The following is a 25055-nucleotide window of genomic DNA, read 5'->3' on the forward strand; positions in this document are numbered from 1 at the left end:
TTTTAAAACAACTCAACTTTCAATTGTCCCAAAATTAGTTTCAATTCAGTTCTTCCAATTGATCTTTCAACTTATTTAAGGCGGCGTAAATTCTGTGTTCAGCTACTTTTTTGGTAATATTTAATAGCTCTGCTATTTCTTTGTGGGTTTTTCCATCGACTTTACTTAAAAGAAAAGCCACACGTTCTTCTTCTTTTAATGTTGACAAGGCTGTTTCGTAACGCTTTAAAAATTCCTTTTTACGCAGCATGAATTCTGGCGTCTCATTAGTGTAATCCTTAGGCTTTACTTCTTGATGCTTAAAAACAATCTTTTGGTGTTTCACCTCGTTAAGCATCATATTATTTGCAACCGTATATAAATAAGATTTTGCAGCTTCAGGTGCCACTTTAGCACAATTTTCCCATAATTTAATAAAGGCATCTTGCACTTTATCTGAAGGGTTTAATAAATCACCATATTTGTAATATAAAATCGTACTCATGCTTTGCGCATACTTTTCGTAAAGTTTAGAAAAGCGCAATTTATCACAGATATCTTTGTGGAGCGACTTAGGCAATTAAAAGTGGGTTTTGAAATTTGAACACCAAAAGTATGCTTTTTTTTAAAGACCGTACAAAAGATAATGTTACTAAAACATCAAATTTATATTTTAAAAATTGCCATAAAAATCAATAAAATAATTGAGGCTATTTTAACATGTAATTGTTTTAAAACTATAAGCCCAGTTTAAAACTACACAACATATAAATCCATCTAATGAAAATAAAAAAACAATGATTCACACCTATAAACAACTCAAATTACAATTAAATAAATAAAAAAATAATACATTTCTTGGGACATTTAATTAGTGAGTTGTTCTAAGTATAAAGACGGTAATTAAAACGCCTTATTAATTGAAAAACTAAAAAAACAAATTAATTATGAAAACTATCAAACCTTATCTTTTTGCCTTATTAGGTTTATTCTTAACCATGACATCCTGTAGAACTGAGGATGATTTAAGTATTGACCCTCCGGCAGAATCTACCTTACAAGCTAATTCTACTTTGACAAATCAAATTCAAAGAGTTGCTATGAACGATGGTTCTGTTGATAATATAGTTTACAATGCCAATTGTTTTACCATTCAACTGCCTATAACCGTAACTATTAACGGAACAGAATTAACCATTACCAACATTAATGATTATGATGATCTTGAAGATATTTTAGATGAATTTGACGACGATGACGACAATGTTGTTATCGATTTTCCTATCACTATTATTTTTGCAGATTACTCCGAAGTTCAAATTAACAGCTTAGATCAGCTAGAAGATTATGCTGATGATTGTAATGATGAAAATGAATTTGATGATGATATTGAATGTTTAGATTTTGTATATCCAATTACAGCTTCTATTTTTAATACCAACAACGAAGTTATTGAAACACTCACATTTACTAACGATTATGATCTTTATGAATTTATAGACGACATAGATGAAGATGATTTAATTGGTTTTGAATTTCCTATAAGTATTGTAATTGCTAATGGTAACGTAATTGTAATTAATAATTTTAATGAGCTTGATGATGCTATTGATGATTTTGGTGATGACTGTGATGAAGACGATGATTACGACTATGATGATGACGATTGCACAAACTGCACACCAAGCCAATTAGAATCTATTTTAACAGGTTGTTCAGATTGGTATATAGACGAATTAGAACGCAACGACAATGATTTAGAAGACAACTATACAGGTTATCTTTTTAATTTCTTTGCAGATAATACAGTTACAGTGTCTTGGACTGGAAACACTGCCAATGGAACATGGACAACTAGCGAAACAGGAAACAATATCACAGTAACTTTTGATATTCCAGGGTTTGACGATATCAATGATACTTGGATTTTACATGAAATCGATAACGATGATGATGATGATGATGATGATGATGATGATGACGAAGATGATAACGAAACTGAAGTAAGCTTTGAAATAGGAGAAGACGACGAACTAGAATTTAAAAACAACAATTGTAACTAAATAGTTGGTCAAATTAGTGGCCTATACTTAAGGCCCTTGTTTTACTTTATTAATAGCAGAACCAGCCATGAAGCAATTCATGGTTGGTTTTTTTTATATTGTAGACTTAATTTTTTTTAACCTCTGTGTTTATTGCCTCATAAACCAATTTAACCTCAGCTTCTCCATACTTTCGTTCTAAACGCCTTATGGTAAAATGTGCCGTTGCCATCTTTTGAAAATGATCTACAAATACATAATTTAAACCACCTCCACCAATTGCTCCTACAATAGGTACCGCTTGTGCTAAAAATTTCTCACTAATAAGAAGACTTAATCTCGTGGCAATTTTAGACAGAAAATTACCTATAGCATTAGACCCCAAAGCACTTGCTCCTTTAACTAAACTATCTAAACTCATTTTTATACCAGCTGCCGATATGTTATTTAAAGCTGAATTTAATGCCATACGCGTCGTGTAGTAACTGGCCTCCATACCGTCATCGTCAAGAGAATCTCCACCAAGTGCAAAAACTTGCAGACATGCCATTTGCCCTTCTAAAGTATAAATATCTTCACCTTCACTACGCGCAATATCCATAATAGTACGCATTAAAAACTTCGTCGTAAGCGTTACTTCTGAAGCAAAAATAGCAGTACCAAAACCTGTAGAAGACCCGAAAAAGCCACTTAATGCACCTGTACCTGTTACAATACTTTTATAGGTGTTTTTTGAAGGCTTTTTAAATGTTTTGTTCTTTTGAATGGTTAATAAATTCGCTTTTATAATTTTTAATAATACAGATTCGGTAATCTTCTGCACTTTAACTAACACTTTTTCTGGCACATAATTAATTCCTGTTTCTACAGTATTACCAATTTTATTGACATTGCGTATGGCCCAACCTAAATTTTGCATGCTCATTTTCGCATGTTTTAAAGCTTGTTTATCTTCTGCTGATATCGTGTTTGTTGTTAGATTCAAGATTTGAGATTTTATTACTATTGGTCGATAAAACTTAGCAATTGTTACAAAGTCAATAGAATAGCGATACAATTCTTAAAAACATGTTTTCCCTAGTTTTATACTAAAATGACAAAAATCATTATACATTTATAATCATCATTGTACATTTGTAATATGAATATAGGCTTAGTACTTTCTGGTGGAGGTGCTCGCGGAGCAGCACATATCGGTGTCATTAAGGCATTAGAAGAACACGGTATCTTTCCTACACATATATCTGGAGTGAGTGCAGGAGCTATTGTAGGCGCTTTGTATGCAGCAGGTGTTTCTTGGTCCGAAATACTAACTTTCTTTAAGACTATACCTCTTTTTCATACTAAAAGATTTGCCCGTAATAAACCTGGATTTTTAAATTCTGAAAATTTTTATGATGATCTTAAAACTTATTTTCCAAAAGATAATTTTGAAGATTTAAAGAAACCTTTATTCATTCCCGCAGCAAATATCGTTGATGGGACTTCAAAGATTTTTAGCAAAGGACAACTTATAAAACCAATTATAGCTTCAGCTTCTTTTCCTGGTGTTTTTACACCTACCGAAATTAATGGAAAATACTATGTTGATGGCGGCACATTAAATAATTTCCCTGTTGAACCTCTTAAAAAAGAATGCGATATAATTATAGGTGTGTATGTTAATCCTCTAAAAGCAGTGACTATAAAAGATTTAAAACATTCTTTCTCTGTTGTAGAACGCGCTTATAAGATTAAAGTAGCCGCAGAATCCATGAACAAGTTTCCAGATTGTGATTTGGTCATCTGTCCACAAGAACTGGTGAGTTTTGGCACTTTTGGAATGAGTAATGTAGATGCTATTTTTAATTTAGGATACACATCTACACTAGCTGCTCTTAAAGAAAATAAAATGTTATTTATGTCTAAATAATTTCAACTAGAGCATACACCTTACATAAGGAATAACAGAATTAAACATTTTAAAGCCCTAATAAAATTATAGAAAGAGACTAATACCACTTCAATCTTACTTTTTATTAGGGTTCTAAAAATTAAGTCTTATTCCTAATTCAAATTATTTTAAAAAATCAGCTTCTTTATACGTTGGATTTGGGTATTTGTAAAACCCTTCACCAGTTGCAACTCCTAATTTGTTTTTATCTATATAGTTTTCTTTTAAAAAGGCCACAGTTTTTAGTTTTAAGTCATCTTTAGTTTTCTCTGCCGCTATTTTATCAATATTATATGCTGTAGTAATGCCTACAATATCGAGAATACCAAAAGGGCCAACAGGTGCTCCTGTTGCTTTCATCCATGTTTTATCTATGGTTTCTGGGTCTGAAACCTCACTAACTAATAAACTAGTGGCAGCGCTTAGCAAGGGTACCAATAATGAATTTAATATATATCCAGGCTGCTCTTTATATAAGGGCAATGCCAACATACCAATCGCTTTTGCAAAATCAACAACATCATTAAAAACTTTAGGGTCAGTTGCACTGTGTCCCATAATTTCGGCTGTATTATGAATCCAAATTGAATTCGCAAAATGTAAGGCTAAGAATTTTGAAGGTCGTCCAGTGGCTTCTGCAAAGTGACTCGGCAATAGCGTTGAAGAGTTCGTAGCAAAAACCGTTTTTTTAGGAGCAACTTTTGCTAGCATGTTGTAAAATTCAATTTTAATTTTTGGATTTTCTGGCACAGCCTCAATTAGTAAATCAGCATCTTTAACAGCTTCGGTTAAATTTGACGTATAACTTAAGTTTTCAAATGTTTTATCTAATTGTTTTTGGGTTGCATTTAGGTCTTTTTTAAATGCATCACTCATGATACTAAATTTTGCCTTTGCTTTTTCCAAGACTGCATCATTAATATCATAAACGGTGACTTGAAATCCGTGAAATGCGGTTTGAAATGCTATTTGATACCCTAGCACGCCGCTTCCTGCTATAGTTACATTTTTAAAGGTCATTTTGTTATAAATTTTAGAGTATTTTACTTCCGTGAGATTGAAACCTTGCGCCTATTCTATTAGGTAATTGTTTCAAATTATATACATAAGTAACACAAAAATACACCTCTCTACAATGATAAGTTATGACGTAAGTCAGTTCTATAAAAAAAAGAGCTTATCAATTTCTAGCTCCTGTTATCTATGAGAAAATTGGTAATGAAATATTGTAAATTATTACTGAGTTTTAAACACCTCACTCCGTATTACACTATACTATTTATTTAAAATTTTCGCTTTGTTGTATTCGTAATTCATCCGAGCGATATTTAAAACCGAAATATCTTCAGGACATTCCACTTGGCATGCTTCGGTATTAGTACAATGCCCAAATCCTTCTTCTTCCATCTGCTTTACCATATTAATAACCCTTTTACTCGTTTCTGTTTGTCCTTGTGGTAACAATTCTAATTGTGTAATCTTAGCACTCGTAAACAATGCTGCACTCGCATTTTTACAACTAGCTACACAAGCGCCGCAACCAATACATGCCGCAGCATCAAATGCTGCTTCTGCCACGTCATGAGCAATAGGAATACTGTTTGCTTCTGGTGCTTGACCTGTATCTACAGACACATAGCCACCCGAAGTAATAATATGGTCTAAGGAAGAACGGTTCACTTTTAAATCTCTAACAACAGGAAATACCGCGGCTTTAAAAGGTTCTATATAAATGGTGTCTCCATCTTTAAACGAACGCATGTGAAGCTGACAAGTTGTGGTGTTTTTTAAAGGACCATGCGCAATACCATTAATCATCATGCCACATTGCCCACAAATACCTTCACGACAATCGTGATCAAACTCTACTGGATATTCTCCTTTTTTGACCAATTTTAAATTCAAAGTATCTAACATTTCTAAAAAAGATAATTCTTGATGTACATCATCTAATGTATAATCTTTGAATTCCCCCTTACTTTGGCTATCCTTTTGCCGCCATATTTTTAAGTGTATTTTCATAGTCTCTTATTTATAGCTTCGTACAGAAGGCGTTACAGTTTCAAATATCAACTTCTCTTTATTCAATATTGGGTTTGAAGGATTATTATTCCATTCCCAAGCCGAAGAATAACAAAAATTAGTGTCGTCTCGTTTGGCCTCACCTTCTGCCGTTTGATATTCTGTTCTAAAATGTGCTCCACAAGACTCTTCTCTTTGTAAAGCATCAATACACATTAGTTCGGCTAACTCCATATAATCTGCTACGCGTCCAGCTTTTTCTAATTCACTATTGACTTCTGAAGCCTCACCAGGAACAATCAGATCTGTCTTAAATGCTTTTCGTAAGTCTTGGATGTTTTTAATGGCTTGTTCTAAGCCTTCTTTAGAACGCGACAAGCCACACTTATCATACAATTCGCTACCTAATAATTTATTGAATTCCTCAGCTGTTTTAGTGCCTTTGGTGGTAAGGAATCCTTCTATTTGTTTTTTAACAGCTTGTTCCGCCTTATCAAATTCAGGATGGTTAATATCTGTTTTTGGTTGCTTTATCTCATCAGCCAAAAAGTTTTGTAATGTATAAGGCAACACAAAATACCCATCGACACAAGCCTGTAATAATGAATTGGCACCTAATCTATTTGCACCATGATCTGAAAAATTAGCTTCACCAATAGCAAAAAGCCCAGGAATAGTTGTTTTTAATTCATAATCTACCCAAAGTCCTCCCATAGAAAAATGGGCTGCAGGCGAAATTTTCATCGGTTCCAAATAAGCATCTATTCCCGTAATTTTCTTATACATGTTGAATAAATTGCCGTAACGTTCTTTAATAATATCTTTTCCGTATTCTTTTATAGCTTTTGAAAAATCGAGGTAAACTGCATTTTTTAATGCGCCAATACCTTTACCAGCATCTATTTGTTCTTTTGCTGAACGAGACGCAATATCGCGAGGTGCAAGATTTCCAAAGGCTGGATATTTACGTTCTAAATAATAATCGCGTTCTTCTTCTGGAATATCGTTGGCTTTCCGAGTGTCATTTTTATCTTTTGGCACCCAAATTCGACCATCATTTCGAAGGGATTCAGACATTAACGTTAGCTTGGATTGGTATTCGCCACTTTGTGGTAAACAGGTGGGATGAATTTGTGTCCAACTCGGGTTTGCCATAAAAGCTCCTTTTTTATGTGCACGCCAAATAGCAGACGCATTACAACCCATAGCTAGTGTAGATAAATAATATATTTTCCCATAACCTCCTGTAGCAAGCACTACAGCGTGTGCACCGTGACGCTCTACCTTTCCGGTATCTAAATTTCTAGCAATAATGCCTTTAGCCTTACCTTCAATAAGTACCAAATCTAACATTTCATGTCTTGCGTATAAGCTCACTTTTCCGGTATTAACTTGTCGCATTAAAGCTTGATAGGAACCTAATAATAATTGCTGTCCTGTTTGACCTCTAGCATAAAAGGTTCTAGAGACCTGTACTCCACCAAAAGAACGGTTTCTAAGGTAACCTCCATACTCTCTTCCAAAAGGCACACCCTGAGCTGTAGCTTGATCTATTAAACTGGCCGAACATTCCGCCAAACGATAGGTGTTGGCTTCTCTAGAACGAAAATCACCTCCTTTTAAAGTATCGTAAAACATACGATAAACACTATCTCCATCGTTTTTATAGTTTTTTGCAGCATTTACACCTCCTTGTGCAGCAACAGAATGGGCTCTTCTAGGGGAATCTTGAAAACAGAAACTCTTTACATTATACCCCATTTCTGCAAGGGAAGCCGCAGCAGAAGCACCTGCTAAACCTGTCCCAACCACAATAACCTCTAATTTTTTTCGGTTATTTGGACTTACCAGTTTGGCTGTTTTTTTATAATTACTCCACTTCTCGCTAAGTGGTCCTTCTGGTATTTCAGATTTTAAAACGTGTTCCATGATCTAACGATTTAGATAAATAAAAATGGGAATAATGATATAGCCTATAGTCATAATTATAGTATATGCCATACCTAAATACTTCACGATTTTAGAATATATCGGATGATAAAGCCCTAATGTTCTATGCGCACTAAAAACACCATGCAACAAATGATAACCAAGAGCAATAATGGCAATGACATATACAATAACATACCACAATTGATCGAAAGCTTTAATAACCAAAGTGTATAAATCTTTGTTTCCGTTAGCATCCAAAGGTAATTCTCCAAATTTGAATTGGTACCAAAAATCTTTAAAGTGAATGACTAAAAAGAGGAAAACAATGCTTCCTAAAAACATCATATTTCGAGAATACCATTTGCTTGCACGCCCTCTTCTATCCTTAACATAGCCTGGTCCTTTTGCTTTTTTACTTTTTACAGTAAGAGATATAGCATCTAAAGTGTGTAATAAAATACAGAGATAAAGCACCATGGCTATTATCTTAATTAAGATATTATCTGCCAATAAATCACTATACCAATTGTACTGTAATTTAGCTTCGGCTTCAGGCAATAGAAGTTGAAGATTTCCAAATAAATGAATGATGAGGAAAAAGGAAAGAAAAAGACCTGTTAATGCCATTAAATTCTTTCGGGTTAATGCATTTTTAACGTACCACATGTTTGCTTTTTGTTTATAATTCTATGGCTTTAACATAAACCTCTAAGATAAAAAAAACTGATGAGCTAGAAGGTGGATCTGCCAAAGACATTTTAAACTTTTGTAGAGATAAAGTTGTATTAGATTAAAGATCTGTTTAAATACAAAACGGAATACACATTTAAACTAAAAAAAAGGATCATTAATAACCAAAGTCATCATTAGCATAAATAATTTAAGCCTCATAAGCCCTTCCTCATTACACTTTTTTATAAGATATTTTATACAATCTGATTAATTACTTATTTTATTTGTCTTTTATGATAGGACAGCGTCTGTTTACCTTAGATTTAGTGGGCTATTTATGTATTTTTGAGAGGAGTCGAAATTTATTATACACGTATAAATCGACACTTTTTTAATATATAAAACCCACTAACATGTCAATAAAAAATTACCGTTATGTAGATTATCTATGGGACGACACTAAAGTAGAAAAGATTAAAAATGATGAAGTCGCACTATTCTTATATCGCTCTAACATCTTAGGTCGTGATCTAAGAATTACCAATTACGGAGGAGGAAATACAAGCTGCAAAACTATTGAGAAAGACCCTTTAACAAATAAAGATGTTGAAGTTATGTGGGTAAAAGGATCTGGAGGAGATATTGGCACTCTGACAAGAAGCGGAATCGCAGGCTTGTACACCGATCGCTTAAGAGATTTAAAAAAAGTATACAGAGGTGTTGCCTATGAAGATGAAATGGTGGCGCTTTTCAATCACTGTATTTTTGATCTAGATAGTAAAGCACCATCAATAGATACTCCGCTTCATGGATTACTACCGTTTAAGCATATTGACCATTTACATCCTGATGCTTTAATTGCCGTAGCTGCTGCAAAAGACAGTGAAAAAGTAACCAAAGAAATTTGGGGAGACACCATGGGTTGGGTGCCTTGGAAAAAACCAGGTTTTGAATTGGGTTTAATGTTAGAGCAATGCTTAGCAGATAACCCAGGAATTCGAGGTATAGTTTTAGGTTCTCACGGCTTATTCACTTGGGGAGATACCTCATACGAATGCTATATCAACAGTTTAGAAGTCATAGAGATGGCATCTGCTTATATCGAAAATAAAATTTCTGAAAATGGAGAGGTTTTTGGCGGCCAAACAGTTGATAGTCTTCCTAAAGAAGAACGATTAGAAAAAGCGGCAATTTTAGCTCCAATACTAAGAGGTTTATGTGCTTCTGAAAACAGAATGATTGGTCATTTTACAGATGACGAGAAGGTTATAGATTTTATAAACAGTAAAGATCTGCAGCGTTTAGCTCCGATGGGAACCTCTTGCCCTGATCATTTTCTAAGAACTAAGATTCAGCCGTTAGTACTCAATCTAAGTCCAACAGAAGAGGTAAATAATACCACACTCATTTTTGAAAAACTGGAACCTGCATTCGAAAATTACAGAAAAGAATACGAACAATATTACGAGACCTGTAAAAACAACACAAGTCCTGCAATTAGAGATGCAAACCCAGTCATTATTTTGTATCCAGGCGTTGGAATGTTCAGTTTTGCTAAAAACAAACAAACAGCTCGTGTAGCGAGTGAGTTTTATATTAACGCCATTAACGTGATGCGTGGTGCTGAAGCCATTTCAGAATACACATCATTACCAAGACAGGAAGCTTTTGATATTGAATATTGGCTATTAGAAGAAGCCAAATTACAACGCATGCCTAAAGAACAATCATTGTCTAGAAAAGTAGCACTCATAACTGGTGCTGGTGGTGGCATTGGAAAAGCCATTGCGGATAAGCTTGCAGCAGAAGGTGCTAATGTTGTTCTTACGGATTTATCTGAAGACCGCTTAAAAGAAGCTATAGAAACTTATAAAAACGATACCGCAATTTATGTCCAAGGAGATGTCACAGACAGCAATTCTATTGCAAACACTTACAAACAAGCTTGTTTAGCTTTTGGAGGCGTAGATATTGTAGTGCATAGCGCAGGATTAGCAATTTCGAAACCACTAGAAGAAACCACTGATAAAGATTGGGATATACTGCAAAATGTATTGGTTAAAGGACAATTTGAATTAGCAAAACAAGCCGTTGCAATTTTCAAAAAGCAAAAATTAGGTGGAGATATTGTTAATATCGCCAGTAAAAACGGACTAGTTTCTGGACCAAACAATGTGGGTTATGGAACAGCAAAAGCAGCTCAACAACATATGTCTAGATTATTAGCAGCAGAATTGGGAGCAGACAAAATAAGAGTGAATGTGGTGAATCCGGATGGTGTGATTGTAGGCAGTAAAATATGGGAAGGAGAATGGGCAAAAGGACGTGCTGAAGCCTATGGTATTACGGTTGAAGAATTGCCTGCACATTATGCTAAAAGAAATTTACTAAATGAAATTATTTATCCGGCAGACATTGCAAATGGTGTGTTTTCATTGGTCGCTATTTTAGACAAAAGCACAGGAAACATTATCAATGTAGATGGAGGCATGGCAAATGCTTTTGTAAGATAATTTAATCGCCTATAACACTATAACTATGGAAATAAATCAAGAACAAATAACCGCTTTTAATAAAGATTTATTAGTTGAACATAAAGAAAACTTAACCCAATTATCTAGAAAACACGGCAACTTAGAAGATATTATTAATACCATTTCAAACTACAATATAGCAATACCAAGTTGGGCATTAGGAGCTGGTGGCACACGATTTGGAAAATTCGGATTTGGAGGAGAACCTAGTACTTTAGAACAAAAACTTGAAGACATCAGTGTTATTAATGCTTTAACCAAATCTGCAAATGCAGTGTCTTTACATATTCCTTGGGATAGTCCTGAAAATACTAATGCCATTAAAGAAAAAGCAAAACGTTTAGGGTTACGTTTCGATGCTATGAACTCAAACACGTTTCAAGATCAAGAGAACCAAGAATACAGCTATAAGTTTGGTTCTCTATGTCATACAGACAAAAACGTGAGAGATCAAGCTGTAGCACACAATAAAGCCGTTATTGATTACGGAGTTGCCTTAGGTTCAAAATCTTTGACGGTATGGTTGGCAGATGGATCTAATTTTCCTGGTCAGCTCAATTTTAGACGTGCTTTTGAAAACACCTTAGCAAGTTTAAAAGAAATTTATGCCCATTTACCAGCAGATTGGAAACTGTTTATAGAATACAAGCCTTACGAGCCAAATTTCTATTCTATGGTGATTCAAGACTGGGGAACGTCTCATATGTTGGCTAAAGATTTAGGAAAACAAGCCTATACTTTAGTGGACTTAGGTCATCATTTACCAAACACAAATATTGAGCATATTGTTGCCACATTAATGACAAGAGGCATGTTAGGTGGTTTTCATTTTAATGACAGTAAATATGGTGATGACGATTTAAGTGTAGGCGTCATGAAACCCTATCAATTATTTCTAATATTCAATGAGTTGGTTTTTGGAATGGAAAATAATCCTGCGAATAACCCAATTCCTGCGTGGATGATTGATGCAAGTCATAATTTAAAAGATCCTTTAGAAGATTTAATTCAATCCATTGAAGCCATTGAAACAGCGTATGCCAAAGCATTGTTAATTGACCAAAAAGCACTTGAAGAAGCACAACTACAAAATGATGTTGTAACGGCACAACGCATTTTACAAGACGCTTTTAACACGGACGTAAAAACAATTTTAGCCGAAGCTAGATTGAGAAATAATGGAGCCATTGATCCTATTTCAGCATATAGGTCACTCGATGTTAGAAATGTATTGATTAAAGAAAGAGGAATGAATTCTACAGCAACAGGTTTGTAAAACACTATGAGTACTCCAATAAAACAAGACGTTATAGCAATATTCGATATAGGAAAGACTAATAAAAAATTTTTCCTATTCGATACTAACTATAACGAAGTTTATAAAGAGTACACGACTTTAGAGGAAATTGTTGATGAAGATGGGTTTCCAACGGAAGATATTCATGCACTTCAAAAATGGATACAATTAGTATTTAAAAATATTTTAGATTCCAACACATACACTATTACAGCTGTTAATTTTTCTACATATGGAGCAAGTCTTGTTCATTTAGATAAAAACGGCAACGTACTAACACCGCTTTATAATTATTTAAAGCCTATTCCATCAGATATCTTAGAACAGTTTAATAACACCTATGGAGATATTTCTACAGAAACAGGATCACCACCATCTGGGATGTTAAATTCTGGAATGCAATTGTATTGGTTAAAATACAAGCAACCCGACGTATTCAAAAACATTTTGTATTCCTTGCACCTGCCACAATATCTTAGTTATATGTTTACAGGTGTTCCGCTCAGTGAATTTACCAGTATAGGTTGCCACACATCACTTTGGGATTATGGTGAAAATGATTATCACAGCTGGGTTTATAACGAAGACATTGACCAAATACTTCCTCCGATTGTTTCAACAGAAACATGTATTTCTAAATACTATAATGGTAAACGAATAAAATTTGGAGTAGGTATTCATGATAGTTCTTCAGCACTCATACCCTATTTAAAGGGTTCTAAAAAACCTTTTGTGTTGGTTTCAACAGGCACTTGGAGTGTGTCACTAAATCCGTATTCCGTAGTAGCGTTAACCAACGAAGACCTTCAAAATGATACCATTAACTATATGAGGGTTAATGGCAAGCCTGTAAAATCGGCAAAACTGTTACTGGGAAAAGAATACACATCCCAAATCACACAATTAAGTCAATATTTTGATGTGCCTTTAGATCAACATAAATCGGTAGCATTTAATAGTCAAATTTTCAACAGATTATCACATAATTTTAGTCTATGTTATAGGTGGAAATATTTGCTCAACACTGAAACACCAGAGAAAACTAACCTCAAATTTGACAATTATCAAGACGCTTATCATCAATTAATGATAGAGCTTATCGATATACAAATACAAAGTATAAAAACCACATTAGGCACTAACAGTTCAATAAAACGATTGTATATTGATGGGGGATTTAGCGATAATGATGTATTTATAAAATTATTGACACACCGTTTGAGTAACCTAAAAGTAAGATCAACCAGTTCTTCATTAGGATCGGCATTGGGGGCAGCCCTTGTAATTTTGGATGGCAAATTGGATTCTAATTTTTTAAAAAAGAATTATGGCTTGAAAAAACATATACCATTTATTCGGAAGTAAAACATGATGAGTTTAAAGATAAACACGAAATATCCGTCCATAACTGATTTAAGGTTGAGAGCCCAAAAAAAAATACCAAAATTTGCTTTTGAGTATTTAGATGGAGGCTGCAATGAAGATGTCAACTTGCACCGAAATACCTCTGAGCTTAGAGACGTACAATTACAACCTAATTATTTAAAAAACCACACAGGTACATCGTTAAAAACAACGCTTTTTGGAATAGAATATGATGCGCCTTTCGGAATTGCTCCCGTTGGATTACAAGGTTTAATGTGGCCCAATTCCCCTGAAATATTAGCAAAAGCAGCATTTAATCACAATATCCCGTTTATTCTCAGTACGGTTACCACGACAAGTATTGAACGCACCAGTGAACTTACAGAGGGTAAGGCTTGGTTTCAATTATATCATCCTACAGAAGATCGATTGCGAGATGATATTATTAAGCGAGCAGAAGCTGCGCATTGCCCAGTGCTTGTTATTTTATGTGATGTTCCAACCTTTGGTTTTAGACCTCGTGATATTAGAAATGGCTTAGCTATGCCACCGAAAATGTCTGCTAAAAATATTTTACAAATTTTGGGAAAGCCACATTGGGCACTAGAAACTTTAAAACACGGACAACCCAATTTTGAAACGCTGAAACCATACATGCCAAAAGGCTTAGATTTAAGACAATTAGGCAAGTTTATGGATCAAACATTTAGTGGTCGATTAAACGAAGAAAAAATTAAGCCTATCAGAGACATGTGGAAAGGAAAACTCGTATTAAAAGGTGTCGCCTCTGAGCATGACACTGAAGAGGCTATACGCTTAGGCTTAGATGGCATTATAGTCTCCAATCATGGTGGACGCCAATTAGACGCAGGACAATCCACTATAAAACCGCTAAAAACCATTGCTCAGAAATATGGAGATAAGATTGAGGTTATGATGGACAGCGGACTTCGTTCTGGTCCAGATGTTGCTAGGGCTTTAGCATCGGGAGCCAAATTTACGTTTTTAGGACGTTCATTTATGTATGGTGTTTCTGCATTAGGAAAAAAAGGAGGAGACCATACTATATCATTACTAAAAACGGAATTACAGCAAGTCATGGTACAAATCAACTGTGAAAAAACAGCGGATTTTCCGAATTTTTTAATCAACCCTTAACGTTCAATTACTATGAAAACTTACGGCTACTTTTTACTTTGTTTTTTGCTGACACAACTAGCCCACGCGACTGAATTTTATTGTGACCCAGTTAATGGAAGTTCCAACAACGTTGGCAGTAAGGTAAGTCCATGGGGCAGTTTAGAAAGTGTTTTTGAAAAAGGAATAGAATTTAAAACAGGTGATGTGATATTCTTACTTTCCGGAAATCATGGAAACGTCAAAGTTATAGGCCAAAACGAAAAATACATTACTATTTCTGGACTTACAGGCCAAAATCCTACGATAAGCTCTATAATATTTGGAACTGAAGAATCGCCTGCATCCAAGTGGATATTCAGTAATATTACTTTTAATGGAGCCTTCAATTCAAATACTGCTTTTATACATCAAAATAGTTCAAAGATCAGATTAACGGAAAATAATTTTATTTCAAATACAAAGGATGATACTGCAATCGATGTCAAAGGAACGCAATGTAAAATAGAAAGTAATGTCATTTCTCATTACAAAAACGGCATTATAGTTTCTGGTAAAAAAACTCAAATTCGGAATAATCGTATCGATTTTTTTAGCCATAATGCCATTACTATTTTAGGAGATTATAATTTATTAGAATACAACTTAATTAAAGAAAGTATAGCCACAGATTCAGAAGTAAACTCAGGCATATACTTTACCGAAAAAGAAACAAAAGGTAACATTTTTAGAGGTAATACAATTATCAATTTCACCAAGTTAAATAGAGCGCAAATAGGCGTATTAAATGGTATTTATGGGTTGAAAACCATTATTTCTGAGAGTATTTTTGAAAACAACATAGTTATTACAAATGGTAAAAAAGGGATATCTCTTACGGGTCAATTGAACAATCTAAAAATCGTTAATAATACAGTTGTAAATCCCTATTTTGGTTTAAATTTCAACGATAAAAGCGAAACAAATGCACCACTTGCCATACAGATCATTGGCGAAAATGATTCTTCAAATCTGTTTATAAGAAATAACCTGTCTAATGATGTCCTATTCACAAACATAAAAGGGATTGCAGATTATAATCTAACGCTTCCTGTCTCCTCACATGATTATGACAAATGCTTTAATAATTGGGCTTTGTTTGATTTCTCTTTAGGCCCTAATTCAAAAGCTCTAAACAGTGGAACATCGAATATGGCACCAGATTTAGACGCAAGTCAAAACAAACGGACTTTGGGTAACTTTGTTAATATTGGAGCCTTTGAATATACTAAAATTGATGAGGCTAATCAGGTTTTTGAAATACCTTCGGAAGCTTCAGATAGACAGATTCACTCCAAAGGTAAAGGAGACTGGGATGGCCAACCACAAATTCGTATAGGAGGTGTTGGCGAAAATATTGATGGTGCTGGCGTATTTCCTTTTAAGCTTCCAGAAATCCCTGGAGGCAAAAAAATTCTATCTGCTAATTTTAAAGTGTATTTGTCTAAAGTAGATAATCAACCCGAAGGAGGCATTGATTTATATGCGTTGCCTCCAAAATCGAATTTTTGGGTCACTGAAGACCTCTATTATCAAGGAACTTTTGGACAAGATGTTTCGGCAAGACCCATTCAGAATAATTTTGTAGACCCTAATATGTATTCCGGAGACATTAAAACAAATAACATTGGACAAAATGGACTCAAAGATTACTTGAACACCATTTTTGAAACAGAAACAAACTCTGAGGACTATATCTTTTTAAGAATGAACCCTAACTCTAAAGATGTTTCAGATTATAATAGATGGAACTTTGTAAGCGCTAACGGGAACAAAAAAGAAAACCAACCAATGCTTGAAATTACTGTTGGATATCCTGAACTTAATGAAGGTAATATTAGTAACATAGAATCTATTAAAAACAATGTTGTTATTGCCCCCAACCCTATAACTAATGGAGAATTTAATGTGTACTTTTTAGGTTTTAAACAAGGTAAAACTGTACAACTTAAATTGTTGAATTTTTCAGGTGAGCAGGTTTTTGAACAGACTATAAATCCTTCTGACCTTTCAGGCGATGTTTTTCGTAGTGAAAATTCAAAACTACCTACCGGGAAATATTTGTTAGAATATACTACTGAAGGTGAAACAAAAAAACAAATTTTCTTCGTGTGGTAATTGGATAATTTTACACCATCAACTTTTAACAAATTACAGTTAATCACACTTTAAAGTTATTAAATTGATAACTGAATTCATAAAATTTAAATTTCTCACAATAATCACCTTAATTTTACCCATTATTCTCAAAAAGCGCAATTGAAGTTTATACTATCTGTTTAATTGTTTGTTAGTTTTGTCTGTTTTATTGAGCTAAGCACTGAAAACACTAGGATTAGTCAGCTATTTGTATTTATATTTGAGAATAGCGCTTTCTATTTTTCGGCCTTATCTGTATCAAATACAGAAACAAATAATAATTCCCAATAAAAATCAAATGTTTAAAAAAAGTACTACCCTTTTCGTCTTCTTAATGATTTTCATACAATCGATTGGACAAAACACTTTTAATCTTGATCCGGCTGTCGGAACAAGGTTTACAGTAACAGATAAAGTATGGCCTGAAGTCGTAGGAGACGGAGATGTCTGCTTGTGGAATGACGATAAATTAGCCGCATTCACAATAACCATTGATGATAATAACGAACAGGATATCCCTTTTTGGACATCGATGATTTCTGAATATGGTTTCCATTTTTCGTGGTTTGTGATTACTGAGGCAGATCCGGCATATAATGTTCAAGATTGGAGCCTTTATAATAACCTTGCGGCTTTAGGAAGTCAAATAGATGGGCACGATGATAGAAATTGGTATACTAACCCAGCAGAAGGAGAAACCAACCTTTCTGATGCGGATTATCTCGCAAGATTACAAGCCACAGTTACAACTATTGACACAGAAGTAACCTCTGGATCTAATAAATGTTTAACCTATGCCTACCCCTATGGTGAAGGCAACGAAACCATTGCTAGAACACAATTTATAGGAATTAGAGGCACCCAAGGGATTCTAAATCAATCCAACACCGTTAATTATTTAGATGTTAATAGCGTTTCTAATGTTCATATTTATGGTAATGATACGGACAGAGATCAATATATTTTACCACTATTAGACAATGTCAATACATTATATGGCACCAATTACTATCGTGGTTGGGGAAGTACACATTTTCACGGCTTAGATGAAGCTGGTGAAACTACCACTAACGAATTTTTACAATACTTAGCAGACAAACCAGAATTGTGGGTAGCCGGTTTTACAGAGGTCACTCAATATTCTCAATCCTTTGCAACTCATAATTTAACCATAGATAATGTTTCAGAAAGTGAAATAAAATACACACTAACAGATGACATGTTAGACTCCGCTTTCTATTTTCCTCTAACCGTTAAAATAAGAATTGACAATAGTTGGATAAGTGTTACCGCCATTCAGAATGGAGAGCCTGTAGATTCTGAAATAATAACACATAATGGTAAAAAATATACGCTAGTAAAAACTGTACCAGACGCAGGTCAAGTTACAATAGCAGGAGTTGCAGATTCTGACCCAGCAATAATTTCTCCATCCTTAGCAAATCAATCTATGGTAGAAGAAACTACGTTACAAATAGATTTTTCAGCAGCTACTATTGGTAATGATGCCATTTCTTTTACAACATCTAACCTGCCTAATTTTGGAGTCTTAACTGACAATGGAGACAATACAGGAAACATTGTATTTTCACCTGCACTTTTAGATACAGGCGATTATCAAAATATTACAGTTATTGCAGATAATGGAAGAAGTATCACATCACAGTCTTTTAACTTAACGGTTAGTCCTGATTCTGGTGGAGAACCAACGACAGAATATATAATTACTCCTACAGGAGATGGTATCATATCTGATATCGTTAATTTAGAAGAAGGTACTACAAATCCCTGGTTAAATGGAAATGATATCGATGCCACCAAAGTATTAAAAGTTGGAGCTAGTGCATCAACTGGTGGTGGATTTACAACTAATGCAATTATTCCTTTTCAATTACCAGTACGCCCACCAGGTAAATTAGTGACGGCTGCTAATTTAAATGTGAACATTGCCTATATAAGACACTGGATTTCTTCTGATATCGATTTATACGGATTACCATATAATACATCTAACGCTATATCTCCAAATGATTTTTATGATGGCTCTTTTGCTAACGTTCAAGGTACAGCAACAGGACTACAAGATGGATTTGTTGTTAGAGATGTAGATGGTAATGAACCTGTCGGCACTTTGATTTTAACAGACAGACAAGTAGATACGGATTCAGAAGGTGATACTAACCTAGCAGCATACATAAATGCACAATATGATGCAGGTGCCGTTGCAGGAGATTACATTTTTTTAAGGTTAAGTGTAGATGCTACAACAGGTTCTACAAGTGCCCATTATTACGGTATAAGTGACGAATCAACAGAAGAAGCACCAACTTTAACATTAGAAATTGAAAATATTTTAAATGTTGATGATTTTGATCAATCAAATGTAAGCCTTTATCCAAATCCAGTAACAGAAGGCAAATTAACCATCGTATTAAAAGGATTTAAATCGGAAAACACAAAACTAAATATCTATTCTCTAACAGGTAGTCTAGTTCATAGTGAAATGATTACAACCAATTCAAGTTCAAATTTTGAAACAAATTTGAATTTAAATGCTGGGCTATATCTTCTTAAGATATCCGATGGGATAACCTTAAAAACACAAAAACTAATTATACAATAAACTAATTCTTTAAAACAATACAATATGAAAACAACGCTACTAAATTCTTTATTGGGAATTGCATTAGGTGTGACACCATTTGCATTACAAGCCCAAACAACATCCTATGATGTTACACCAGAAATTGTTACAGATCAATCCTATCATGTCGATGGTATTATTTCTGATATAACTGCTATGCCTGCAAATAACCCTTATTTAAATGGAAATAATGTAGGCGGAATAAATTCGTTAAAAATAGGAGCAAGTGCTGCAGACGGAAGCCCAAATACAACAAGTGCCATCATACCTTTTAAACTACCTGTGCGCCCAGAAGGAAAATTAGTAGTTAATGCGAATTTAAAAGTACATGTCAATTATGGTCGCGAATGGATATCTTCCAATGTCGATTTATATGGACTTCCTTATAATGCGGCTAGCACTATTTATCCTGCAGACCATTTTGATGATGCCTACCCAGATACTACAGCTGATGTTACAGCAATTCAAGATGATTACTTTTCAAAAAATGTTGATCCTGGATCTTTAGATACAGCACGTTTTGAAGAGACAAATGCTGGTGGAGATACCGCTTTAGTGGACTACTTAAATGCACAATATGATGCTGGTGCGGTTGCAGGCGACTATGTGTTTTTAAGACTAAATGTTGATGACCCAGCAACTACTGGTGCTCATTATTTTGGAGTTGATGATGGTTCTACTGCAAACGCACCAACATTAACTATAGAAGTGGAAGATGCTGAGGCAAGCCCAACAACAGATTATGACTTGGTGCCCGAGATGGTATTAGATCAAGCTTACCACGTTGATGGTATTGTTTCTGATATAGCTGCTTTGCCTGCTAACAATCCTTATTTGAATGGAAATAATGTTGGCGGAATAAATTCGTTAAAAATAGGAGCAAGTGCTGCAGACGGAAGCCCAATTACAACAAGTGGTATTATTCCATTTAAATTACCAGCGCGTCCATCAGGTCAGTTAGTCGTTTCTGCTAATTTAAAAGTACATGTCAATTATGGTCGCGAATGGATATCTTCTAACGTAGATTTATATGGACTTCCTTATAATGCGGCTAGCACTATTTATCCTGCAGACCATTATGACGGCGCGTATCCAGATGCTACAGCTGATGTTACAGCAATTCAGGATGATTACTTTACAAAAAATGTTGACGCTGGATCTTTAGATACAGCACGTTTTGAAGAAACAAATGTTAGTGGAGATACTGCTTTAGTAGACTATTTAAATGCGCAATATGATGCTGGTGCGGTTGAAGGTGATTATGTGTTTTTAAGATTAAATGTAGATGACCCAGCGACTACTGGTGCTCATTATTTTGGAGTTGATGATGGTTCGACTGCTAATGCACCAACATTATCAATTTCTATTAATAATGCATTATCCGTGGATAACGTAGAAAAATCAACTTTAAAATTATATCCAAACCCTGTAACTGATGGTAGGTTAACAATTACATCAAACGGATTTAGCAATGATTCTAAATTGACTATTTTCTCAATAACAGGTCAGTTAGTCCATTCTGAAAAAGTTGAAGCAAATTCAGCAAATTCTTTTAACACAACATTAAATTTAAAATCAGGTGTGTATATCGTTAAACTTCAAGATGGAACGCGTTCTAAAACACAAAAATTAATAATTCAGTAATTAATAGCAATTTTTGAAAACGAGGGATCATTACATTCCCTCGTTTTTTATTTAATATATTCATGTATTCACAATTTAAATATATCGTTTTCAACATTTCCTTAAACAACTTATTATTAAGTTTTTCTTTAATAATACTTAGTAGCAGAATTATTTTTGGAACTCGAAGGTGTTCTTTGGATTCCTGATAATTTATAACATGGTTCAAATTATTATTCTCAAAAACTAATCGTTAATTGATTAAGAAGTATATTTAAAAATGAAACAAACCCCTAATAACGCTTTAATTTCATCTCAAGAAGAGAGAAATATTAACCACAAGGCTGAAAACGAATTAGCTATACCTTCTACAATTTCAGAAGAGGCTAAAACGATGTTAGGCAATTGGACGATTGAAGGTAGAAATGCTGGAGCAAATTTACCAAAACATGACGCTCCTTTTTCGGTGTGGAAAGAGAGACAGCTGGAGTTTCAAATTGAAGCAGAAAAACCTTTAGCTAAGTTATTAGAAGTATATCAACCTAATGTGGAAACCATCTTTTTAGATGGCATTAGAGCTATTGATATTAAGCCGAAGAATTATCAAGAATCTAACAAAGTCATTATTTACATCCATGGTGGAGGTTTCGTTTTCTATCCTGCCGATGTCACGTTATTATCTAGTGTTCCGTTAGCAGATACGAGCAACTTAAGAATAATAGCTATTGATTACACCTTAGCACCACAAGCAAAATTTCATCAGATAATAGATGAAGTTATTACAGCATACAAAGCTCTATTAAAAACTTATAAAGCAGAACATATTGCGATATATGGCGATTCCGCTGGAGGCACGATTACTGTAGCTTCAATTTTAAAAATGCGAGATTTAAAAATAAATTTACCAAGTTCCGTTGTATTATGGTCTGCTTGGTTAGATTTAAATGAGATAGGAGACTCCTATCAGACATTAAAAGATACAGACCCTACTCTAATTTATAAAGGATTTTTAGAAAATTGCGCTGAAGCTTATGCTCCAAAGTCGGAATGGACAAACCCATATGTTTCGCCAGTATATGGAGATTATTCAAAAAACTTTCCTCCCACTCTAATTCAAGTAGGAAGCAAAGAAATATTTTTGAGCAATTCTCTCAGAATGTATCGACAACTAAAAGAAAACAATAAAGACGTGGAGTTAGATGTTTATGAAGGAATGTGGCATGTTTGGCAAGGCCATTATGATATTCCAGAATCAAAAATAGCGGTTAAAAATACCAAAAACTTTATGTATAAACACTTAGGGATTACCAAATAGTAGAATTATGAAAAATACAATCTTATTTATAGTATTCTTTAATGGCATTATGCTGAATGCTTGTGCTCAGGAAAGCGTTGAGGATAGTAATGAAGACCCACAGACACCTATTGCTGAAAATATAATTTTTGAATTAGATTTTGAAACCGCAGCGCAAGGAACCTATACAACGCAAAATTTAATAAGCGAAGGTGGAGATATCCGTTGGTCTTTACTTGGTGATAACGCCAATATTGTTGCTGATCCTGAAGGAGAAAAAGGGCAGGTTTTAAAAGTAGATTATCCTGAAGGAACAGTTGGACCAGAAACTAATGGTGTTCAATTTATAAAAACCTTACCGGCTTCAAATGAATATTATTTGGACTATTATGTATATTTCGAAGAAGGGTTCGATTTTAGAGAAGGCGGTAAATTACCAGGTTTAACCAGTGGTGGCTCAACGTATACGGGTGGAAATCACCCCGACAATGGTGAAGGCTGGAGTGCACGATACATGTGGGTCAATAGAAACGCAGGCGTTGAGGCCGTAGTCTATTTTTATTATATGGATATGGCTTCTGAATATGGAGATTCAGTGAATTCAGGAATATATTTTGAAACTGGAAAATGGTACCGCTTAACGCAACGTATCAAATTAAATCAAAACAATTTACCAAACGGCATTATGCAGGTTTGGATCGATGGTGTAAAAGTAATTGATGATACAGAAGTTCGCTATCGCTTATGGGACCAAGGCGATATTGATTCATTTTACTTTTCAACATTTCACGGAGGAGCTACAGAAGATTGGGCGCCGCAAAATGATTCCTTTGCTTTGTTTGATAAAATAAAAGTCACCAAATTAAAACCTGAATTTAATTAAAATACACGCTATTTTATGAAAACTAAAACCGTTTGTTTATTCATTTTTCTGACGTTTTACTCCATTTTTTCAGGTGCACAAAACAAGTTGAACGTCGATGCTATTTTTTCTAGCCAGATGGTTTTACAACGACATCATAAAATTCCTGTGTGGGGAACCGCCAAACCAAACATAGAAATAACAGTAACGTTGAAAGATGTAACCATTACAACTTTATCTAATAGTCAAGGACGCTGGAACGTTAATTTTGAGGCGTTAGAAGCTGGAGGTCCATATCGATTAAATATTGTATCAACAGATGAATCCATTCAACTCACAGATATTTTAATAGGTGACGTTTGGTTGGCTTCTGGGCAATCTAACATGCATCTCGATCTAAAACGTACTTTAAATGGAGATAGCATTGCAAAAAAAGCAAATAATCCTAACCTAAGAATTTTCAACATGAAACCCACTTACCCAACAGGTAAAGAGGGTGTTCATACGAAAGAAGAATTAACAAAAATTCAAAATAATCAATATTTTAATACCAAGGATTGGGTTAAAGCAACACCTGAGAATGTGTTGTACTTTTCTGCTGTTGGGTATTACTTTGCCGAAAAATTACAAAGTGAATTAAATATTCCCATCGGTATTATTCACAATGCAGTTCCTGGTTCGCCCATTGAATCATGGTTGTCTAAAAAAGAAATTCAACAAGATTCTACTATATCAAACTTTGTAAAACAACGTTGGAAAGCTAAAGCGGAAGAAAAGGATGCGATGATTTCAGTAGCGAAACATCAAATATTACTGAGTGAAGATGTCAATCAGAAACACCCTTGGATGCCGAGTTACAATTACGAGAATGGTATATTACCAATAAAGAACGTACCAATCAAAGGTGTTATTTGGTACCAAGGAGAATCCAATGCAGAAGCACCTGTGTTGTACCAATCTATGTTTAAAAAAATGGTGAAGTTATGGCGTACAGATTTTAATGCAGACGTCCCTTTTTATTTTACACAATTAACCAGTAGAGAAGACAGACCTGCATGGCCAGAATTTAGATATGCGCAAAGCGAATCATTAAATGAAGTGGCCAATACCAAAATGGCTGTAATATCTGATGTTGGTGATCGGAAAGATACACATGCAAAAAACAAACAACCTGTTGGCGAAAGATTGGCACTCTTAGCACTCGGAGATACGTACAAAGTAATTAAAGATTATGAAAGCCCTGTGTTTGACAAAACCACTTTTTCCAACCACACCTATACGCTTCATTTTAAAGGCGAGTTTAGTGGTTTAAAAACACCACCATCACAAGATATAATTGGTTTTGAAATAAGTACAGATAACATTCATTTTGAAAAATTAGAACCTCATATTGAAGGCAAAACAATAACGTTTAGCTTAGCAAATAAACACAAAAAACCCTTTTACATAAGATACGCCTGGAAACCTTATACAGAAGCTAATTTAACATCGATTAAAGGATTGCCTGTATCAACTTTTAGAGCGAAAATCGATTAATTTTT

The 25055-nt window shown here is 34.4% G+C and carries 18 protein-coding genes; 12 read left to right on the forward strand and 6 right to left on the reverse strand.

Annotated features, from left to right (window positions below; translation table 11 throughout):
* Positions 1-40: 40 nt before the first annotated feature.
* A complete protein-coding gene (locus ABD730_RS13845) occupies positions 41-559 on the reverse strand; it encodes an RNA polymerase sigma factor (RefSeq protein ID WP_334468509.1) in 519 nt (172 codons plus the stop codon).
* Positions 560-926: 367 nt separating this feature from the next.
* Here ABD730_RS13845 and ABD730_RS13850 point away from each other — a divergent pair, with 367 nt between their 5' ends.
* The gene (locus tag ABD730_RS13850; protein ID WP_344715461.1) at positions 927-2042 is read left to right on the forward strand and encodes a hypothetical protein; all 1116 of its coding nucleotides are present in this window, start codon (positions 927-929) and stop codon (positions 2040-2042) included.
* 106 nt (positions 2043-2148) lie between these two features.
* On the opposite strand, the gene ABD730_RS13855 is transcribed toward ABD730_RS13850, so the two are convergent.
* Positions 2149-3006 (reverse strand): EcsC family protein, encoded by an 858-nt coding sequence (locus tag ABD730_RS13855; RefSeq protein WP_334468513.1) that lies wholly within the window; start codon positions 3004-3006, stop codon positions 2149-2151.
* A gap of 156 nt (positions 3007-3162) precedes the next feature.
* Here ABD730_RS13855 and ABD730_RS13860 point away from each other — a divergent pair, with 156 nt between their 5' ends.
* Positions 3163-3933 carry a patatin-like phospholipase family protein gene (locus tag ABD730_RS13860; RefSeq protein WP_215926242.1) on the forward strand — a complete coding sequence of 257 codons (771 nt, stop codon included), beginning with the start codon at positions 3163-3165 and terminating at the stop codon, positions 3931-3933.
* Between the two features lie 144 nt (positions 3934-4077).
* Here the strand turns inward: ABD730_RS13860 and ABD730_RS13865 are convergent, their stop codons facing one another.
* The 4 genes from ABD730_RS13865 to ABD730_RS13880 all read right to left on the reverse strand — a co-directional run bounded on the left by ABD730_RS13865 (position 4078) and on the right by ABD730_RS13880 (position 8574).
* Entirely contained in the window at positions 4078-4974 is an 897-nt protein-coding gene (locus ABD730_RS13865; protein WP_344715463.1) for a 3-hydroxyacyl-CoA dehydrogenase, read from the reverse strand.
* Positions 4975-5229: 255 nt separating this feature from the next.
* Positions 5230-5976 (reverse strand): succinate dehydrogenase/fumarate reductase iron-sulfur subunit, encoded by a 747-nt coding sequence (locus ABD730_RS13870; protein WP_344715465.1) that lies wholly within the window; start codon positions 5974-5976, stop codon positions 5230-5232.
* 6 nt (positions 5977-5982) lie between these two features.
* Positions 5983-7905, reverse strand: a complete 1923-nt coding sequence (locus tag ABD730_RS13875; protein ID WP_344715467.1) for a fumarate reductase/succinate dehydrogenase flavoprotein subunit — start codon at positions 7903-7905, stop codon at positions 5983-5985.
* Between the two features lie 3 nt (positions 7906-7908).
* A complete protein-coding gene (locus ABD730_RS13880; RefSeq protein WP_344715469.1) occupies positions 7909-8574 on the reverse strand; it encodes a succinate dehydrogenase cytochrome b subunit in 666 nt (221 codons plus the stop codon).
* A 419-nt stretch (positions 8575-8993) separates the two neighbouring features.
* On the opposite strand from ABD730_RS13880, the gene ABD730_RS13885 reads away from it, so the two are divergent.
* The 10 genes from ABD730_RS13885 to ABD730_RS13930 all read left to right on the forward strand — a co-directional run bounded on the left by ABD730_RS13885 (position 8994) and on the right by ABD730_RS13930 (position 25050).
* The gene (locus ABD730_RS13885) at positions 8994-11093 is read left to right on the forward strand and encodes a bifunctional aldolase/short-chain dehydrogenase (RefSeq protein WP_344715471.1); all 2100 of its coding nucleotides are present in this window, start codon (positions 8994-8996) and stop codon (positions 11091-11093) included.
* A 25-nt stretch (positions 11094-11118) separates the two neighbouring features.
* Complete coding sequence (locus ABD730_RS13890) at positions 11119-12390, forward strand: sugar isomerase (protein WP_344715473.1); 1272 nt, start codon at positions 11119-11121, stop codon at positions 12388-12390.
* A gap of 6 nt (positions 12391-12396) precedes the next feature.
* Complete coding sequence (locus tag ABD730_RS13895) at positions 12397-13776, forward strand: FGGY-family carbohydrate kinase (RefSeq protein ID WP_344715476.1); 1380 nt, start codon at positions 12397-12399, stop codon at positions 13774-13776.
* Between the two features lie 6 nt (positions 13777-13782).
* The gene (locus tag ABD730_RS13900; protein WP_344715667.1) at positions 13783-14934 is read left to right on the forward strand and encodes an alpha-hydroxy acid oxidase; all 1152 of its coding nucleotides are present in this window, start codon (positions 13783-13785) and stop codon (positions 14932-14934) included.
* Between the two features lie 45 nt (positions 14935-14979).
* Entirely contained in the window at positions 14980-17070 is a 2091-nt protein-coding gene (locus ABD730_RS13905; protein WP_344715478.1) for a right-handed parallel beta-helix repeat-containing protein, read from the forward strand.
* Between the two features lie 355 nt (positions 17071-17425).
* The gene (locus ABD730_RS13910; RefSeq protein WP_344715480.1) at positions 17426-19714 is read left to right on the forward strand and encodes a T9SS type A sorting domain-containing protein; all 2289 of its coding nucleotides are present in this window, start codon (positions 17426-17428) and stop codon (positions 19712-19714) included.
* Positions 19715-19738: 24 nt separating this feature from the next.
* The gene (locus tag ABD730_RS13915; protein ID WP_344715481.1) at positions 19739-21379 is read left to right on the forward strand and encodes a T9SS type A sorting domain-containing protein; all 1641 of its coding nucleotides are present in this window, start codon (positions 19739-19741) and stop codon (positions 21377-21379) included.
* 259 nt (positions 21380-21638) lie between these two features.
* Positions 21639-22673: an alpha/beta hydrolase gene (locus ABD730_RS13920; RefSeq protein ID WP_344715483.1), complete on the forward strand. Its 1035-nt coding sequence runs from the start codon at positions 21639-21641 to the stop codon at positions 22671-22673.
* Positions 22674-22680: 7 nt separating this feature from the next.
* Positions 22681-23535 carry a polysaccharide lyase gene (locus tag ABD730_RS13925; protein ID WP_344715484.1) on the forward strand — a complete coding sequence of 285 codons (855 nt, stop codon included), beginning with the start codon at positions 22681-22683 and terminating at the stop codon, positions 23533-23535.
* A gap of 15 nt (positions 23536-23550) precedes the next feature.
* A complete protein-coding gene (locus ABD730_RS13930; protein WP_344715486.1) occupies positions 23551-25050 on the forward strand; it encodes a sialate O-acetylesterase in 1500 nt (499 codons plus the stop codon).
* Positions 25051-25055 lie beyond the last annotated feature (5 nt).

Origin of the sequence: Winogradskyella damuponensis (assembly GCF_039538385.1) — a bacterium.
GTDB classification, from domain to species: domain Bacteria; phylum Bacteroidota; class Bacteroidia; order Flavobacteriales; family Flavobacteriaceae; genus Winogradskyella; species Winogradskyella damuponensis.

Coding starts and splice junctions, on each gene's coding strand:
- ABD730_RS13850 (WP_344715461.1), top strand. CDS start 927: ATGAAAACTATCAAACCTTATCTTTTTGCCTTATTAGGTTTATTCTTA.
- ABD730_RS13860 (WP_215926242.1), top strand. CDS start 3,163: ATGAATATAGGCTTAGTACTTTCTGGTGGAGGTGCTCGCGGAGCAGCA.
- ABD730_RS13865 (WP_344715463.1), bottom strand. CDS start 4,974: ATGACCTTTAAAAATGTAACTATAGCAGGAAGCGGCGTGCTAGGGTAT.
- ABD730_RS13870 (WP_344715465.1), bottom strand. CDS start 5,976: ATGAAAATACACTTAAAAATATGGCGGCAAAAGGATAGCCAAAGTAAG.
- ABD730_RS13875 (WP_344715467.1), bottom strand. CDS start 7,905: ATGGAACACGTTTTAAAATCTGAAATACCAGAAGGACCACTTAGCGAG.
- ABD730_RS13880 (WP_344715469.1), bottom strand. CDS start 8,574: ATGTGGTACGTTAAAAATGCATTAACCCGAAAGAATTTAATGGCATTA.
- ABD730_RS13885 (WP_344715471.1), top strand. CDS start 8,994: ATGTCAATAAAAAATTACCGTTATGTAGATTATCTATGGGACGACACT.
- ABD730_RS13890 (WP_344715473.1), top strand. CDS start 11,119: ATGGAAATAAATCAAGAACAAATAACCGCTTTTAATAAAGATTTATTA.
- ABD730_RS13895 (WP_344715476.1), top strand. CDS start 12,397: ATGAGTACTCCAATAAAACAAGACGTTATAGCAATATTCGATATAGGA.
- ABD730_RS13900 (WP_344715667.1), top strand. CDS start 13,783: ATGAGTTTAAAGATAAACACGAAATATCCGTCCATAACTGATTTAAGG.
- ABD730_RS13910 (WP_344715480.1), top strand. CDS start 17,426: ATGATTTTCATACAATCGATTGGACAAAACACTTTTAATCTTGATCCG.
- ABD730_RS13915 (WP_344715481.1), top strand. CDS start 19,739: ATGAAAACAACGCTACTAAATTCTTTATTGGGAATTGCATTAGGTGTG.
- ABD730_RS13920 (WP_344715483.1), top strand. CDS start 21,639: ATGAAACAAACCCCTAATAACGCTTTAATTTCATCTCAAGAAGAGAGA.
- ABD730_RS13925 (WP_344715484.1), top strand. CDS start 22,681: ATGAAAAATACAATCTTATTTATAGTATTCTTTAATGGCATTATGCTG.
- ABD730_RS13930 (WP_344715486.1), top strand. CDS start 23,551: ATGAAAACTAAAACCGTTTGTTTATTCATTTTTCTGACGTTTTACTCC.